General features: G+C 36.3%; 13 protein-coding genes and 1 riboswitch. Of the genes, 6 read left to right on the top strand and 7 right to left on the bottom strand.

The genetic code is table 11. The features are described from left to right. Positions 1-6 precede the first annotated feature (6 nt). From ACIGAM_RS00910 to ACIGAM_RS00895, 4 genes are read right to left on the bottom strand one after another with little or no spacing between them, the layout of a single operon-like run. Positions 7-621, bottom strand: coding sequence for a deoxynucleoside kinase (locus ACIGAM_RS00910; protein ID WP_396509599.1), 615 nt, complete (start codon positions 619-621; stop codon positions 7-9). A 7-nt stretch (positions 622-628) separates the two neighbouring features. Further along, the gene (locus tag ACIGAM_RS00905; RefSeq protein WP_396509598.1) at positions 629-1,450 is read right to left on the bottom strand and encodes a hypothetical protein; all 822 of its coding nucleotides are present in this window, start codon (positions 1,448-1,450) and stop codon (positions 629-631) included. Positions 1,451-1,482: 32 nt separating this feature from the next. Continuing rightward, positions 1,483-2,166 (bottom strand): response regulator transcription factor, encoded by a 684-nt coding sequence (locus ACIGAM_RS00900; RefSeq protein WP_396509597.1) that lies wholly within the window; start codon positions 2,164-2,166, stop codon positions 1,483-1,485. Further along, positions 2,159-3,679, bottom strand: coding sequence for a sensor histidine kinase (locus ACIGAM_RS00895; protein WP_396509596.1), 1,521 nt, complete (start codon positions 3,677-3,679; stop codon positions 2,159-2,161). The genes ACIGAM_RS00900 and ACIGAM_RS00895 overlap by 8 nt, the downstream gene beginning before the upstream one ends. Positions 3,680-3,828: 149 nt before the next feature. Between ACIGAM_RS00895 and ACIGAM_RS00890 the strand changes: the two genes are divergently transcribed. The 3 genes from ACIGAM_RS00890 (at position 3,829) to ACIGAM_RS00880 (ending at position 8,276) form a co-directional block, all read left to right on the top strand. Beyond that, positions 3,829-4,626 carry a GLPGLI family protein gene (locus ACIGAM_RS00890; protein ID WP_396509595.1) on the top strand — a complete coding sequence of 266 codons (798 nt, stop codon included), beginning with the start codon at positions 3,829-3,831 and terminating at the stop codon, positions 4,624-4,626. A 65-nt stretch (positions 4,627-4,691) separates the two neighbouring features. Further along, a complete protein-coding gene (locus ACIGAM_RS00885; RefSeq protein ID WP_396509594.1) occupies positions 4,692-5,528 on the top strand; it encodes a GLPGLI family protein in 837 nt (278 codons plus the stop codon). A 45-nt stretch (positions 5,529-5,573) separates the two neighbouring features. After that, on the top strand, positions 5,574-8,276 hold the full coding sequence (locus ACIGAM_RS00880; RefSeq protein ID WP_396509593.1) for a carboxypeptidase regulatory-like domain-containing protein: 2,703 nt from the start codon (positions 5,574-5,576) through the stop codon (positions 8,274-8,276). An 89-nt stretch (positions 8,277-8,365) separates the two neighbouring features. Here the strand turns inward: ACIGAM_RS00880 and ACIGAM_RS00875 are convergent, their stop codons facing one another. Next, positions 8,366-8,605, bottom strand: coding sequence for a hypothetical protein (locus tag ACIGAM_RS00875; RefSeq protein ID WP_371457703.1), 240 nt, complete (start codon positions 8,603-8,605; stop codon positions 8,366-8,368). 196 nt (positions 8,606-8,801) lie between these two features. On the opposite strand from ACIGAM_RS00875, the gene ACIGAM_RS00870 reads away from it, so the two are divergent. Then, complete coding sequence (locus ACIGAM_RS00870) at positions 8,802-9,647, top strand: thioredoxin domain-containing protein (protein WP_396509592.1); 846 nt, start codon at positions 8,802-8,804, stop codon at positions 9,645-9,647. A 3-nt stretch (positions 9,648-9,650) separates the two neighbouring features. Here ACIGAM_RS00870 and ACIGAM_RS00865 read toward each other — a convergent pair whose 3' ends face one another. Further along, entirely contained in the window at positions 9,651-10,577 is a 927-nt protein-coding gene (locus ACIGAM_RS00865) for a 2-hydroxyacid dehydrogenase (protein WP_396509591.1), read from the bottom strand. Positions 10,578-10,651: 74 nt separating this feature from the next. After that, the gene (gene metK / locus ACIGAM_RS00860) at positions 10,652-11,905 is read right to left on the bottom strand and encodes a methionine adenosyltransferase (RefSeq protein WP_396509590.1); all 1,254 of its coding nucleotides are present in this window, start codon (positions 11,903-11,905) and stop codon (positions 10,652-10,654) included. Positions 11,906-12,280: 375 nt separating this feature from the next. Then, a riboswitch (SAM riboswitch) is annotated at positions 12,281-12,390 on the top strand. A gap of 112 nt (positions 12,391-12,502) precedes the next feature. Between metK and ACIGAM_RS00855 the strand changes: the two genes are divergently transcribed. Both ACIGAM_RS00855 and thrA read left to right on the top strand, forming a co-directional pair. Then, the gene (locus ACIGAM_RS00855) at positions 12,503-13,780 is read left to right on the top strand and encodes an O-acetylhomoserine aminocarboxypropyltransferase/cysteine synthase family protein (RefSeq protein WP_396509589.1); all 1,278 of its coding nucleotides are present in this window, start codon (positions 12,503-12,505) and stop codon (positions 13,778-13,780) included. Positions 13,781-13,848: 68 nt separating this feature from the next. Next, positions 13,849-17,232 (top strand): bifunctional aspartate kinase/homoserine dehydrogenase I, encoded by a 3,384-nt coding sequence (thrA, locus tag ACIGAM_RS00850; RefSeq protein WP_396509588.1) that lies wholly within the window; start codon positions 13,849-13,851, stop codon positions 17,230-17,232.

Below are 17,232 nucleotides of genomic sequence, written 5' to 3'. Positions count from 1 at the left end.
TTAGGTTTAAAATAAACCGTTTAATTCTGCATCTATTCTATTTATAATGTCTCCTAAATCTTCAGGATTATCAACAAAGTTAATGTCGTCAACGTCTATGATTAAAAGATTTCCTTTTTTATAATCGTGAATCCATGCCTCGTAGCGCTCATTCAATCTACTTAAATAGTCAATTGATATAGAATTCTCGTAATCTCGACCACGCTTATGTATTTGAGCTACTAGATTAGGTATGCTACTGCGTAAATAAATTAATAGATCTGGCGGATCGACAACACTTTCCATAAGGTCAAACAAGGATCGATAGTTATTAAAATCCCTATTTGTCAATAAACCCATTGCATGCAGGTTAGGTGCAAATATGAAAGCATCTTCATATATCGTACGATCCTGTATAATGTCTGTATTGCTGTCTCGTATTTCTAAGAGTTGTCTAAAGCGGCTGTTTAAAAAGTATATCTGTAAATTAAAAGACCAGCGCTCCATAGAATTGTAAAAATCATCGAGATACGGGTTGTCAACTACATCTTCAAACTGAGCTTGCCAGTTAAAATGCTTTGCGAGAAGTCGTGTGAGGGTTGTTTTTCCGGCGCCTATATTGCCTGCGATGGCTACGTGCATGTTGTTGTTATTTAGGTAGATTTAGTTTGTAGGTTGAGATTAGATCAGAACGGTAAAGATACAGGATTCCTGCATTCAAATAAAATGCAATGCTATCTTCCGGAAGGTTTTTAATAGGAATCCACGTATTGTTTGATTTTGCTTTAACTGAAAGTTTTCCATCATATTTACCTATTAATAGATCGTTTGAATACTGAATTTGGCCTACTCCATTCGCAGTGTGTTTATTGAGTAAACTTCCGTATTGATTGTACTCGTAAAGTAAATCGTCTGTTAGAACCCAGCAGGTATTAAAATTACTGGCGAGCATTAAAGCGTTGTACGGCTGTGGGTTAAAATCGCTATTAAATGTATTGTTTTGATAATCATATAATTCAAGGCGCTGTAAATCTGTATTAAAAATCCATAATCTGCGGTCACTAGCAGTACGAGCGTGACTCACATTTCTAAAATTCTCAAGTTCATTAAATTTTATTCGGGTAATCTCATTAAGCGTGTTATCGAGAATTACAGCTGTATTTGATTCGGCATAAAATAGTGTAATACGCAGCGGATTAGTTAAATCAACTTCGCTTATATCGCCCAATAACAAATCACTAAATTGAATCGTTTTATCAGTACTTTGTTTAAATAATGTTTTGTCTTTAGTGTAATACAAGTTCTTATAGGCATCAACCCCAATAAATTGATCAGCTTCCAGTGGAATGCTTATTTTAAGAGGAATTGCATAGAAGTCTGCTAGGTCCTGAGCGAGTGTAAGCCGTGGTAAGAAAATTAATAAAAGGGCAATTATACGCATTGTTGAAAAATACGAAAAAGAAGCAAACATATTTAAAATGAATCAATTGAAAAGTTTGCCGGTTAGCATGTCAATTTATACCCGAACCCTCTTACATTAATAATTTGAATGCTTTCGTCCTTAGCTAGTTTTTTGCGCAGTTTAGAGATAAAAACATCCATACTACGAGCGGCAAAGAAATCATCAGAGTTCCAAAGTTTGTTAAGTATTAGACTGCGGTCAAGCACCTGGTTTTTATTTTTAACCAGATGAAAAAGTAAATGCGCCTCGCGGTGTGTGAGTAAAACGAGTTCGTCGTCCTCATACTGTAGCGTTTGTTTTGGGAAGTTAAACAGGTAGCTGCCTAGTTCCAGTAAATCGGTGTTAATTTGAAGCGTTTTACGTTGTAGCAAATTGTGAATACGTATAATTAGCTCTTCCATACTAAATGGCTTTTTAAGGTAATCGTTACCGCCTATACTAAAACCTTCTACTACATCACTGGTTTGCGATTTTGCCGTTAGAAAAATAATAGGAATAGTATCATCTTCTATTCGAATCTCTTTTGCTAAAGTAAAGCCATCTTTTTTAGGCATCATCACATCAAGAACCAGGGCTTCATAAGTATTCTCACGGAATAGCTTTAGCGCTTTCTCTCCATCTTCTGCTAAGTCCACTATAAAGTCGCGAGTTTCTAAACTTTCTTTTACGATTTGTCCTAATGCCGCTTCGTCTTCAGCGAGGAGGATGTAGGTTTTTTTAGTCATGGGGAAGTTCGATTTTAAACGTAGTTTGTGGTAGAGTAACAACACTTATAATTCCACCGTGTTTTTCAATAATTTTCTTAGTATAATACAGTCCTATTCCAAACCCTTTTACATTGTGTGTATTACCTGTAGGAACCCGGTAAAACTTTTCAAAAATTTGCTTTGTATTGCCTTTACTTAAGGTTTTACCAGAATCTGCAATTTGTATTACGATTTTAGAGGATAGATTTTCCAGCTCTACATCAATGCTTTCGCCTCCATATTTGACCGCATTATCCAGCAGGTTATTAAAAGCATTCTCGAGATGAAAAGGATCGCCAACTAAAATTACATCTTTATCAATCTGGCTGAAACTAAATTTCTTTCCTGTGGCTAAAGTCTGATGTTTATGTATAAGGCTTTGCAATAAATCGTTAAGATTTATTTCTTCCTTATTAATCGAAAGATCATTGCTGTCAAGAGTCGCGGTTTCCAGTAATTTTTCAACCATCATTGAGAGTTTATTAAGCTGGTTAGCCGAAGTATTGATATAACTAGCGGTTTTAACCGGATCGTTTTCAGTATTAAAATTTTTGATGCCTTCCAGAGCGACACTTATGGTAGCGATAGGCGTTTTAAACTCGTGAGTGATATTGCTTATGAGGTCGTTTTTGACTTCTGCCAGTTGTTTTTGACGATTAATTATGTTGAGCAAAAAAATTAAACATACAAGAACCAAATTCACTAAAAGTGTAGAAAGCATTATGCCTAAAAGATTCCGCTTTAAAATTATCCATGAAATATTAGAAAAATAGATATGCAAACTACTATCGTCAGGTAAAAGTTTTGAATTTGAAGATGTGTTGAGATTTGATTTATTTATGTAATACGAGTTTACACTTTGAGCGGTGCTGTCTTTAGCAATAAATAAAACACCATACGGTATATCAAGTTGTTTTCTTAATAATTCAAGTCTTATAAGACTATCCATTTTTTTGGGTTGAATAGTATCTTCTTTTATTGATACGATAATTTTTGAGGTAAAAGCCGACCATTCTGAAGGTGTGCGTTTTTTTATTTTCGAGGTGTCGGTTTTGAGTCTTTTAATTTGAAGTCCAGAATCCCGGAATTTTTTATTAAGAATTATATTTTGAGTCTCAGGTGATTTAAAAAAACTATCATTTGTAGATGCTTTCAAAACCGTGATGTTATTAATTTTCCCAGCATCAATAGAATCTATACCCCTAAATCCTTTACTGCTATTGTCAATTTTGCGCATCAAACTATCTATCGTTTGTTCTAAAACAGGGTTGTCTGCATTTTGATTATCAAAGCGTAATCCTATGGTATTTTCTTTAGCCAAAATCGTGTAATAGGTATCTACTGCATTATCTAAGCTTGTCTGCACTTCATTAATGAGTTGCTGCCTACTGTACTGATAGTTTTTATAGTTCCAATATATCTGTATAGCCAGTGTAATGCCCATTACGGCAGCAATAAAATAAATTAGATAAGAATACTTTCGGTTTTGCATAGTTCAAAAATAGATCGAAAATATGACAGCAGGTTTTTCGGTTAACAGACGTTAACACTGGTTAACGGTTTTAGTTTATACAGTTGCCCATCTTTGTTTCAGAATCAATCAAATATCAAACAGACATGATAATTAAAATAGTTTCAATTATGGCTTTTTTTCTCGCATTCGCGGAAGCAGTACAGGCTCAGAATTTTCAAGGCGTGGCAACGTATAAAAGTAGACGTCAGGTAGATCTTAAAATGAGCGGGAAAAATATGAATGATGCGATGCAAAAGCAAATCGCAGAGCAGCTCAAAAAACAATTTGAAAAAACGTACACGCTCACCTTCAATCAAAACGAATCCTTATACAAAGAAGATGAGAAGCTGGCAACTCCAAACATAGGAAATACTAGCGGATTACAAATAAAAGTAAATCAAAGTCAAACTGTTTTGTACTCAAATACTGCAACTCAAAATTACCAGCGGCAGGAAGATGTGCTGGGTAAAATATTTCTGGTTCAGGATTCACTTGCTAAGCCAGACTGGAAACTGGAAAGAGAGCGCAAATCAATAGGTGATTATACCTGCTTTAAAGCCACGCGCACTGAAATGGTAAACACTCAAACCTTTGCTTCAGACTCTATGAAAACAGTTGATACTTCGTTTGCCAAAACCATTACTGTCTGGTACACGCCTCAAATTCCCGTAAGTCATGGGCCAGATATGAACTGGGGTTTACCAGGCTTGATTTTAGAAGTTCAAGATGGTAAACAAAGCATTTTATGTACCCAGATTGTACTTAATCCTGAAAAGAAAATTGAAATAAAAGCTCCCGTAGGTGGAAAAATCGTAGACGAAGCCAGCCTTAAAGCCATCGAAAAAGAAAAGATGGAAGAATGGTTAGAGCGTAATAGCAGCAATAAGGGAGATGGTAAAAGTTTTACTATCAAAATAGGAGGATGATTTTTACTAATCACTTTAAACCTTTCAGAATTTAAAATGTCAAAGAGCGATAAACCATATGACTTATGAAAATTCAATCTTTAGTTCTCGCTTTTATCTTTAGTATTTTAACTACTGCACTTAGCGCACAGACATTTGATGGAGGTATAGCTACCTATCAATCCAAAACTTCTTTTGATATGGAAGGTTTTGGAGGTCGTGAAATTAGTGAACAACAAAAAAAGCAGTTTGCAGAACGTATTAAAAGTAGATTAGAAAAAACCTTTACCCTGACTTTTACAAAAGACGAGTCTATCTATGAAGAGGTAGAAAAATTAGAAACCCCGGGTGCGGGTGGTGGCGGTATGCGTTTTGGTGGTGGTTTCTCACAAGGGGGCGTTTATAAAAATGTAGCAGACAATGTCTATGCTCGCGAGAATGATTTGATGGGTAAAAAATTTCTTGTAAAAGATACGCTGTCAAAATTAGATTGGAAACTTGAGAAAGAGAGTAAAATGATAGGGCAATATGCAGCATTTAAAGCCACTGCGATACGAAAAATAGATGAAAATCCTTGGGAAGCAATGCGCCCCAGACGTGGCGGTGATGAGAATAAAGAAGAATCTTCAAAGCCTACCGAAGAATTAATTACAGTCTGGTATACACCTCAAATACCGGTAAGTCAAGGTCCTGATGAATTCTGGGGTCTTCCCGGTCTCGTACTAGAAGTTACAGCGGGCCGCACCGTAATTCTTTGTAATAAAATCGTAATTAACCCTAAAGAGGGTATCGAAATTGATGTTCCTAAAAAGGGAGATAAAGTTTCAAGGTTAGAATATGAAAAGATAGTCGCAGAGAAAACTAAGGAAATGGCAGAGCGTTTTGGAAACGGGAGACGTAATGGTCCCGGTGGTAGAGGATAATAATTTGCTTTAAACAACCAAAAAACCAACTAACAAGTACAAGCAATGAAATATATTTTCAGCCTAATTTTTTTAATAAGTCTATCTACAACTGCTCAAAGCGTACGCATTTCAGGAACAGTTAAAGACGATGCAGGAACACCCTTAGAATTGGCTAACGTAATAGCTACACACAGCGACACAGGAGAAATGGAGTCGTATGCTATATCCAATACAGCGGGTAAATTTCAATTTAATTTACCATCAGGATATAATTATTCCCTGGTTGCTAGTTTTTTAGGACTTGCACCCACTACACGCGAACTCAACATCGAGAAAGATGCTGATGATATTACACTAGATTTTGTGCTTTTACCTGCAGAGAACCAACTGGACGATGTGGAAATTGTGTACGAGATGCCCGTTGTAGTTCGAGGAGATACCATAGTCTATAACACAGATAGCTTTACTAATGGCACCGAACAGAAACTAGGAGATATTCTTAAAAAATTACCTGGGGTTACGGTTAGTGATGATGGAGAAATACAAGTAGAAGGTCAAACAGTATCTAAGGTAATGATAGAAGGTAAAGATTTTTTTGACGGAAGTTCAAAATTAGCTGTAAAAAATATTCCTGCAGATGCATTGAAGAAAGTGGAGGTTTTAAAGAACTTCAATGAGATTGATCAAATGAGGGGTTTAGGGAATGATCAAGATAATGTAGCAATAAACTTAAAATTAAAAGAAGGTAAAAAGAACTTTTGGTTTGGAGAGATTCAAGGTGGTTTAGGAGATGGCGAAAAAACGCGTTACTTGGGGAGTACAAAGCTGTTTTACTACAGTCCTAAAGGAAGTATTAATGTGATTGGAAATACAAATAATACCGGTGATGTGCCTTTTACTTTTAGAGATTACTTAAATTTTACAGGAGGATTTAGAAATTTTAATCAGCGTGGCGGTACCTCATTTAATATTGCAGATAGCGGGTTAAGCTTTTTAACTACCCAAAATAATAGAGCAAGTGAAATCTCTACAAACTTTGGTGCTGCAAACTTTAGTTATGAAGCATCAGACGCTTGGGATATAAGTGGCTTTGCTTTATTTAGTGATAACGCTACAGATTTTATTCAGCGCTCTTTGCGTAATTATATTGCTACAGAAGCCACAGAAGTAAATACAGAGTCTAGCGAGCAGCGTAATCAATTAGGGATGGTAAAATTTAGTTCGATCTATAAACCTAATGATAAACTACAATTAGATTATGATGTGTTAGCTAAAAAATCAAATCAAAGTGAAATAACAGATGCGTTATCTGTTTTTACAGATTCAGGCACTACAACCTCAAATGACATAGATGAGCAAAAAGATAATAACCCGTTTAGCATTAACCAGAATTTAAACGCATATTACACGTTAGACGATAAGAATATCTTTGCCGGTTTTATTCAGCATTTATATCAGAATGAGGATCCTTTTTACAATGCGACGTTACAACAGCAGCCGTTTACACAAATCCTTCCGTTAGATACTATTAATCAATCTAATTTTGATATCAATCAGGATAAAATGATTGAGACCAATAAAATAGATAGTAAGATTGATTATTACTACGTGATAAATGATAAGAGCAACCTTAATTTAACTCTTGGTACCACGTTGAGCAGACAAAATTTTAACTCTAATATATTTCAAATTTTAGATAATGGGAGTTTAAACAATTTTGTAGGAGATAGTCTTAATAACGATGTTACCTATAAATTTAGTGATGTATTTGTAGGAGCGCATTACAAATTTAAAACTGGCATATTTACATTTACTCCGGGATTAACCTTGCATAATTACACAGTCGCTTCAGAACAATTAGGAACTGAAACCAGTGAGAGCGAGTTCAAATTACTTCCAGATTTGTATGCAATAGCACAGTTTAAGCAAAGTGAAAGTTTACGTCTGGATTACCAGATGACTGCAGATTATACAGATGTAAATAATTTTGCTGAAGGCTATGTATTCAATAATTATAACCGGATGTTTAGAGGTAACAGAGAGATTGAAAATGCAATTTTTCATACGGCGCGATTGAATTATTTCAACTTCAATATGTTCAACTTCACTAATATTAATGGTGGGTTGAGCTATACAAAACGTATAGATGCCATAAAAAGTCAAACAGCAATAAACCAGATCAATCAGGCTTCATCTCCTATCAATAGTAATTTTGTTGATGAGGTATTAAGTGCTAACGGTAGATTTCAAAAGACGTTTAGAAAATGGAAAGCAAATTTGAGCGGAAGCGTTTCATATAGCGAGCTTAATAATATTGTAAATGCGCAGCCTACATTATCTCAAAATTTTACCCAAAATTATCAAGGGAGTGTAGAGACTAACTTTAAGAATGCTCCAAATTTTGAAATAGGATATAACCGAAGTATAAACAACTACGAAAACGGTGGTTTAGAGCGTATTTTCTATACAGATCGGCCATTTGCAAATGTGGATGTAAAATTTTTAAACGGCTTTACATTTACCGCAGATTGGAGTTATTATAATTATTATGATAAAGACGATACTACACAGAACGAATATTCGTTTATCGAAGCTGGATTGCGCTATCAAAAGCCAGAAAGTAAGTGGGAGTTCCGTTTAGACGGTACTAATTTGCTTAATGTAGACTCATTAAACAATGACAGTTTTAATGAGACCTTTAGTACCACAACTGAATACTTTGTACAGCCGCGTATCGTTATGCTCTCTGTTAAATACAATTTATAATCCCAATTAATTAGCGTTATAAAGGATGAAAAAAACCCGTAAGGTTCTGTAGAACTTTACGGTTTTTGTATTTGATAGTTAAGGCTCAGTTATAACTGAGCTTTATTGAATTTCATCTCATAGGCTTCAATGGCCTCTGAAATTTTGTCGACATTATCTGATGCTTTTTGATGTGCAGCTTCCATTGCTTTTTCAAGTTCCTTATCTGGATGCTGAAAAAGGTCTGTAATTACATGATTTATTTTATCGATAATGCTTTCCTGGCTGTTTTTAATATCTTCCAGTTTGTGAAGCATTTTTTCCATTTCGTCATACTTTGCTTGATCCATAATCTTTTAATTTTGAATAAAGATATAAGGGTTAAAGCCCGAAAATGTCTTATTTAACCTTACTTTACAAATAATTAGGGGTGTTTTAACGAATGGAAGTTAAAACGAATGAGGTTAAGATAGTTAGTTTAAAATTCTGGTAACTCTAAATAAACTATTATAATTGCTAATAGTAATTCTCAAAATAGATCTTAGTATGATTAAAAAATTACTTGTGGTAATTATTTTATTTACAACTTCAAATTCATTTGCAACAAACTGGCTCCATTCATTAGAAGACGCTCAGAAGCTAGCCTTAGGTCAAAATAAATTAATACTAGTAGACTTCTGGGCTTCGTGGTGCGGACCTTGTTTAAAAATGGATAAAGATTCATGGAGTGATCCTGAGGTGCAAAGTTTGATGGAAGCTTTTATTCCGGTTAAGATTGATTTTGATCGCCAAAAGAATTTAGCTCGATCTTATCAAGTGAATGCCATACCCGATTTTTATATTATGGATGGTAACGGAGCGGTCATTTACCATCATAAAGGATATTTAAATGCCTTTGATTTAATTCGGGAATTGAAAAAGTATCAAATCAATATTGCTTTTACCAATACATCTGCAATTCAATATTACCAAAAACAGCAGTACAATACTGCGTTTAAACTTGCAGAGCGTTATATGGATTTTTCACTAAATATTTCAGAAAAAGAAGTTCGTCTTAATTTTCTTCAGGTTGCTAAAAAATATTTAAATAAATCTGAAGATCTACTTGTTAATACAATGAGCACATACAACCTATTTGAAGAGCGTATTGCACTTTACGATTTAATGATTGATGTATACCGAGGAAAAACATCAAAAGTGACTCGTATTCTAGCAAAAGAATACCCTGAAAGTAGCATAGATCCGCGTAATCAAGTGGTATTCTATTTCTTAAAATCCTGTTTGTGTAAACCTGATGATTCTGAATTAGCACTAGTATCTGAAAAATTAAAATCTAAAGATGTTTCGGGTAACTTTCAAACCCGTCTTCAATGGTTTTCAGCAATTGAATGAGTATTAATATCCTCTTTCATTAGATACTGTATTCATCAATTCATTTCCGTCTTGCAATCGTTTATAATTTTCGGCAATTTGTGCAGAAACCGAAGCCGCATTGCTCATACTTGCAATATGTGGTGTGATTATAATATCCTTATTATTCCAGAACGGGTGATCTTCTGGCAAAGGCTCTGTATTGAAAACATCTAATGCTGCACCGCTCAATTGTCCATTGTTTAGGGCTTCAATCAAATCAGTTTCAACAAGGTGTCCTCCTCGAGCAACATTTATTAAATACGCACCTTTAGGAAGTTTAGAAAATAACTCAGTATTTAAAATTCCTTCAGTTTTTTCAGTTAAAGGGAGTAGGCAGACAAGAATTTCAGCTTCAGCTAAAAACGCATCAAGTTCGTTTTGAGAATAGCTAGTTATATTTTCAATTTCCTTCTTTGAGTGTGACCAGCCGGTGACTTTAAAGCCTACATTAGTTAGCATAGTTCCCACAGCCTGGCCTAATGTTCCTAGTCCTAAAACCCCTACACAAACTTCTTTTGCTCTGCGATATGGAGTAGGTTTCCAATTTGATTGATCTTGTAATGCCGAATAAACTTTTAGATTTCTAATGTGATTAAGGCATAGAGCACTTACAAATTCTTGCATATCACTGGCGAGCTTGTCGTCTACTACGCGAGTAAGAGTCACATCGCCGGGTAATGATTTATCTTCAAATAAATGATCTACACCAGCACCCATAGAGCCTATCGCTTTTAGATTAGGGTAATTTGCAAAACTTCCTTGTGGAGCTTTCCATGTAACAGCCATTATAACCTCATCACGATTTTCTACCGTCTCGGGAGTTACTACGTTGATTGAAGAATCGGCTTTTTTTAAAGCATCAATCCACGGCGTATAATTTTTATCGTTGCGTATAAGTAAGAGTGCCATTGTTTTTAAATCTAAAATTAAAAAATGCCATTCAGACTGAATGGCATTAGATATAGTTTGTGATGTATTTAAGTTTACAAGCCAAAAGCTTCTTTTACTTGATCTACATAATCAAGCTTTTCCCAGGTAAAGAGTTCAACTTCTTTAGTAACTCTACCGCTATATGGGCTTTCAAAAACCTTTGTCATAACCTGCGGATCTTTCCCCATATGACCATAAGCCGCAGTTTCTCTATAAATAGGATTGCGTAATTTTAAACGATCTTCAATTGCCGCAGGGCGCATATCAAATAGCTCACGTACTTTTGTGGCTATCTCACCGTTGCTCATAGCTACATTCTTAGTTCCGTAAGTGTCTACAAATATAGAAGTGGGCTCTACAACACCAATAGCATAAGATACCTGTACTAAAACCTCATCAGCTACACCTGCAGCCACTAAATTTTTAGCAATGTGTCGTGCAGCATAAGCCGCAGAACGGTCTACTTTACTGGGATCTTTACCAGAAAATGCACCACCACCGTGAGCACCTTTACCGCCATAGGTATCTACGATGATTTTACGCCCTGTAAGACCAGAATCTCCGTGAGGACCACCTATAACAAACTTCCCTGTTGGGTTAATATGGTAGGTGATCTCGTCATTAAATAGTTTAGCAATATCTTCTGTAAGACCTGCCTTTACGCGTGGGATTAAAATAGAAATCATATCATTTTTAATCTTAGCAAGCATTTTTTCATCTTCATCAAATTCGTCGTGCTGTGTAGAAACTACAATAGCAACGATTTTTTGAGGTATGTTGTCATCAGAATACTCAATAGTCACCTGTGCTTTAGCATCTGGTCGTAAATAGGTGATGTCTTTTTCTTCGCGGCGTAGTTTTGCCAACTCAATCATTATGCGGTGTGAGATGTCTAAAGCGAGAGGCATATAATTAGCCGTTTCTTTAGTCGCATACCCAAACATCATCCCTTGATCTCCCGCGCCTTGCTCTTCTTTAGAAGCTCGGTCTACACCTTGATTTATATCTTTAGATTGCTCGTGTATTAAAGAGATTACGCCACAACTATCTCCGCTAAACTGGTAAGCACCTTTAGTGTAGCCAATATCATTGATAACGCCTCTTGCAATATTTTGAACGTCTATATACGTATCGCTTTTTACTTCTCCGGCAAGTACAACCTGGCCGGTAGTCACAAGTGTTTCACAAGCTACTTTTGACTCGGGGTCAAAGGCTAGAAAATTGTCTAATAATGTATCGCTAATTTGATCAGCGATTTTATCCGGGTGTCCTTCAGACACGCTTTCTGAGGTAAATAAGTAAGCCATTCAAGCAATTTTTTCCCTAGTGGGTTTCAAATTTAAGAATTAACCAAAATTTAAAATTAGTTATCAATTTATACCTCTGGTGTTTCCACAGAGGATTATTCTTTAAGCTGAAAAAAGATTTGACAAATGCTTCTTAATGGTAGTGGTTACTGCCTTTAGCATTTTTTACACCGAAAAATCATTCAGTATAAGAGGTTGCAATCAGTCAAATCTTTCCTCTTTTGGGTGGCAAATGTATAAATTTAGAAGGTATTAAAAAACGGGAATCAAAATCTTATGAAAACTTTTCATTTTGTAAAATTAAACGTCCTTTACTTGCATATCTGTAAAAGGTTTTGCAATCTTTACACTCACAAAGTTCAAACACTTACTGAAATGTTATCAAGAAAGGCGGAGGGATAGACCCAATGAAGCCTTAGCAACCCTTCCTACGGGATGAAGGTGCTAAATTCTACAACAGTTTAATTACTGATGATAGATAACCTAACAAACTATTTGTTCATAAATAGTTTTTTCTTCATAACATTTTTCTTGTAATTGATGCCAGGGCGGCACTATTTGACTTTTGGTTTAATTTTTTAACTAAAAATGAGAAAAATGAGTACTCAAAAATTTTCAACACAAGCTTTACACGCCGGTCATGACACTACTACAAATGGTGGTACACGAGCTGTGCCTATTTACCAGACCAGCAGTTACGTTTTTAATGATTCTGATCATGCCGCAGGATTATTTAATCTATCGCAACCTGGTTTTATTTATACACGTTTAAATAATCCTACAAATGATGTTTTAGAGCAACGTCTTGCTGCATTAGAAGGTGGTATTGCAGCTGTCGTGACAGCCTCTGGAACTGCTGCGATTAACACAGCGTTGCTCACACTCTTAAAGCAAGGAGATCATATTGTAGCCTCGAGCAGTCTCTATGGAGGAACTTATAATTTATTGAGTGTTACGCTCCCCAGATTTGGTATAACAACCACATTTGTTAATCCTGATGAGGTTTCAAACTTTGATTCTGCTATACAAGATAACACACGTGCTATTTTTGTAGAATCTTTAGGAAATCCTAAGCTTGATGTTTTAGATCTAGAAGGAATTTCTGCTACTGCTAAAGAGCATAAAATACCTTTAATAGTAGATAATACCGTCGCTTCACCTGCACTTTTAAATCCTATTGCATACGGGGCAAATATTGTAATTCATTCTTTGACTAAATACATTAATGGTAACGGAACTTCTTTAGGTGGGGTTATTATCGATGCAGGTACTTTTGACTGGTCTAGCGGAAAATTCCCCGAGTTTACAGAGCCTTCTGCAGGTTATCACGGGTTAGTATATCACGATGTTTTAGGACCAGCAGCTTTTATTGCAAAAACGCGTATTGAAGGGTTACGAGATCACGGTGCTGCTTTGAGTCCGTTTAATGCCTTTCAAATTATTCAGGGATTAGAGACTTTAAAAGTCCGCATCAAACAACATAGTGAAAATGCATTGGAATTAGCAACCTGGTTAGAAGCACAACCTGAGGTAACCTGGGTTAACTATCCTGGTTTAGCGAGTAGTAAATACAATACTTTAGCAAAAAAATACCTGCCTCACGGTCAAAGTGGGATCGTGACTTTTGGTTTAAAAAGTGGTTTTGAAGGAGCGAAAACAGTTGCAGATAAAACGGAAATTTTTTCACTGCTGGCAAATATAGGAGATACTAAATCATTAATTATACACCCGGCAAGTACTACGCATCAGCAACTGCCAGATGCGGCTCAGGAAGCAACGGGAGTTACTAAAGATTTAATACGTCTTTCTGTAGGTCTTGAAGATGTTGAAGATTTAAAAGCTGATCTAAAAGCGGCATTCGCACAAATTAAATAAGCAGTTACTACATAAAATTACAAATCGCCTGTCTGGAGATAGGCGATTAATACTACAATTTACCCTAAATGGTACACAAACTTGAAATACTAAATTTCATAACGCAGTCAGGTTATCAATTAGATCTGCCATTAAGTTATGAGACATTTGGTCAAAAACTGGGGACAGCGCCGTTAATTTTAGTTAACCATGCACTTACCGGTAACTCGCACGTGAGTGGTGAAGACGGCTGGTGGAATGAAATTATAGGAGAGAATAAGTGTATAGATACAAATACGTATAGCATTCTTTCGTTTAATATTCCGGGGAATGGTTATGACGGATTCTTGATCGAGAACTATAAAGATTTTGTGGCTCAGGATGTGGCGCGTTCCTTTTTAGAAGGTCTTAAATTACTGAAGATTAAGGAACTTTTTGCTATTGTAGGAGGCTCACTGGGAGGCGGTATTGCCTGGGAGATGATTGCACTTCAGCCAGATATTACTAAGCATCTAATCCCCGTTGCATCAGACTGGAAGTCTACAGATTGGCTTATTGCTAACTGCCAGATTCAGGAACAAATATTAAAAAACTCTTCACAGCCAGTTCACGATGCGCGTATGCACGCGATGTTGTGCTATAGAACACCAGAGTCATTTAAGAATAAATTTCAGCGCAGCACAAATGAAGATCTTAAAATCTTTAATGTAGAAAGCTGGTTAGACCATCACGGACACAAGTTAAAAGACCGCTTTCAGGTAGCAGCATACCGGTTAATGAATCAGCTTCTAAAAACTATAGATGTAACTCGTGGTCGCGAAGGTTTTAATGAGATTTTAAGTAAGGTAGAGGCAAATATTCACATCATAGGAGTAGATTCTGATCTATTTTTTACACCTGCAGAAAACAGAGAAACGTATAAGCAGCTGGCGCAACATAAGAACAATGTAACCTATGGCGAGATTAATTCGGTACACGGTCACGATGCCTTTTTAATCGAATTTGAACAGCTTGAGCAATTGTTATATCCTGTATTTAGAGCAGATACCGCAAAGCTGAAAATTTTAAAATTTGGCGGAAAATCATTAGCAAATGGGAAAGGATTAGATACTGTTCTTGATATTATTCAATCTAAAGTAAATAATCACGAGCGCATAGCAGTGGTTCTTTCTGCACGAGGTGGTGCAACAGATGAGTTAGAAGCGCTACTTGAGGGAGCTGCTTCGGGCTTAGATATCCAACATAGATTTGATGCTTTTAAAACCTATCAACAACATAATTTTGATGTTGATTTGACTGAAGAATTTTCAGAATTAAAACGTCTTTTTGAAGGAGTAGCTTTACTGGGAGATTACAGCCGAAAAGTGAAAGATGAGGTCTTGTCCTTTGGAGAATTAATTTCAGTAAAAACAGTAACGCATCTTTTACAAAAACAAGGTGTTAAAGCGCACTTTGCAGATACCCGTAAACTTATAAAAACCAATGGGACTTTTGGCAATGCACAGCCTAATGATACCCGTTCAAAAGAACAGGTGGTAAAGCATTTTGCCAAGTATAATGGCGATACTGTAAATGTAGTTACCGGTTTTATCGCCAGTAATGAAGATAATCAAACGACCACCTTAGGTAGAAACGGGAGTAATTACACGGCTTCTTTACTAGCAAACTACCTTGATGCAGGCGAGTTGCAAAACTACACCCACGTAGATGGTATTTTTACCGCAAATCCTGATATGGTGCCTGATGCTCAGAAAATTGAGCGTTTAACGTATAGTGAAGCAAACGAACTCGCAAATTTTGGAACTTCGGTGTTGCACGCCAAGACGATCATCCCGTTGATTGAGAAGAATATTCCTTTACGTATTTTAAATACGTTTAATGCAGAAGACACCGGTACTTTAATCACTGCACAAACAGAGCAGGAAGGTATTAAGTCCCTTTCGGTATTGAGTGAGATGGCTTTAATTAATCTAGAAGGCCGTGGTCTTTTAGGTAAAGTGGGTGTAGATGCCCGTATTTTTAGAGCTTTGGGAAATAGTGGTGTGAGCGTGAGTATTATTGCGCAAGGCTCTTCAGAACGCGGTATAGGATTAGTTGTAGAAACAAAGCAAGCTCAGCAGGCAATCTCTGCACTGCGTTTTGAGTTTGAGGCAGATTTTCAAAATCAGGATGTAAACCGCATTGAAGTTATTGATGAGGTTGCTGTGATCTCGATAATAGGGCAGGATTTAAGCACCTTTCATAAACCCTATAGCGAACTCATAAAAAATGGCATCGTTCCATTACTTTTTAATAATACGGTAACCGGTAAAAATGTAAGTGTTGTCGTGCGCAAACCTCAATTGAATAAGGCTATTAATGTAGTTCACGGTGAAATTTTTGGCATCGCTAAAAAAATAAATGTTGCTATTTTTGGCCAGGGGCTAGTAGGAGGTACTTTGATTAATCAAATTCTTGCTTCTGCGGCAACAATTCAAGATCGTAAGGGTATTTCACTTAATATTTTTGCTGTAGCTAATTCTAAGAAGGTATTGTTAGATAAAAACGGGGCAACAGAAAACTGGAAATCACATTTTGAAGCACAAGCAATAGATGGTGGTGTAAAAGAGGTTATCGCTTTCGCGAAAGCAAATCATCTGGCTAATTTGATTGCAATAGATAATACTGCAAGTGCGCAATTTATTGAAAACTATATCGATCTGGCTAAAAACGGTTTTGATCTGGTTTCTTCAAATAAAATTGCAAATACTGTGGGGTTTGATTTCTATCAAAAATTACGCAGGGTTTTAGATGAAAATCAAAAGCGCTACTTGTATGAGACTAATGTAGGTGCAGGTTTACCACTTATTGATACCATACGATTATTACATCTTTCAGGTGATAATATTACGCGTATAAAGGGAGTGTTTAGTGGATCGCTTAGTTATTTATTCAACACTTTTTCTGTAGAAGACCGAAGCTTTTCTGATGTGCTCGGGGACGCCATTGATAAAGGGTTTACAGAGCCAGACCCACGGGAAGATCTGGGCGGAAATGATGTAGGACGTAAACTGTTAATTTTAGCGCGCGAACTCGACTTACATAAGGAGTTTAGTGATGTGCAGATCGAAAATCTTATTCCTGATAATTTGCGTGATGGAGCGGCTTCAGATTTTTTAAGTCGTTTAAAAGAACTCGATTCTGTATTTGAAGCGCGTAAAAAAGCGTTAAAAGAGGGTGAGGTTTTACGTTATGTTGGCGACCTTTACGGAGATTTATCTCAAGAAGATGGCGGGACACTTAAAGTTAAGCTGGTAACAGTTTCTAAAAATTCAGCTTTAGGCCAGGTCAAAGGAAGCGACAGTATATTTGAGATTTATACAGAATCGTATGGGGAGAACCCATTAGTGATTCAGGGAGCAGGTGCCGGTGCTGCTGTTACAGCAAGAGGAGTTTTTGGAGATATTTTAAAACTCGCAGAACGAAATAATTAA

Source organism: Leeuwenhoekiella sp. NPDC079379, from assembly GCF_044542075.1.
In the GTDB taxonomy this organism is placed as follows: Bacteria; Bacteroidota; Bacteroidia; order Flavobacteriales; family Flavobacteriaceae; genus Leeuwenhoekiella.
The sequence above is the reverse complement of the archived record's forward strand: the minus strand, read 5'-3'. Positions and strand labels throughout refer to the sequence as shown.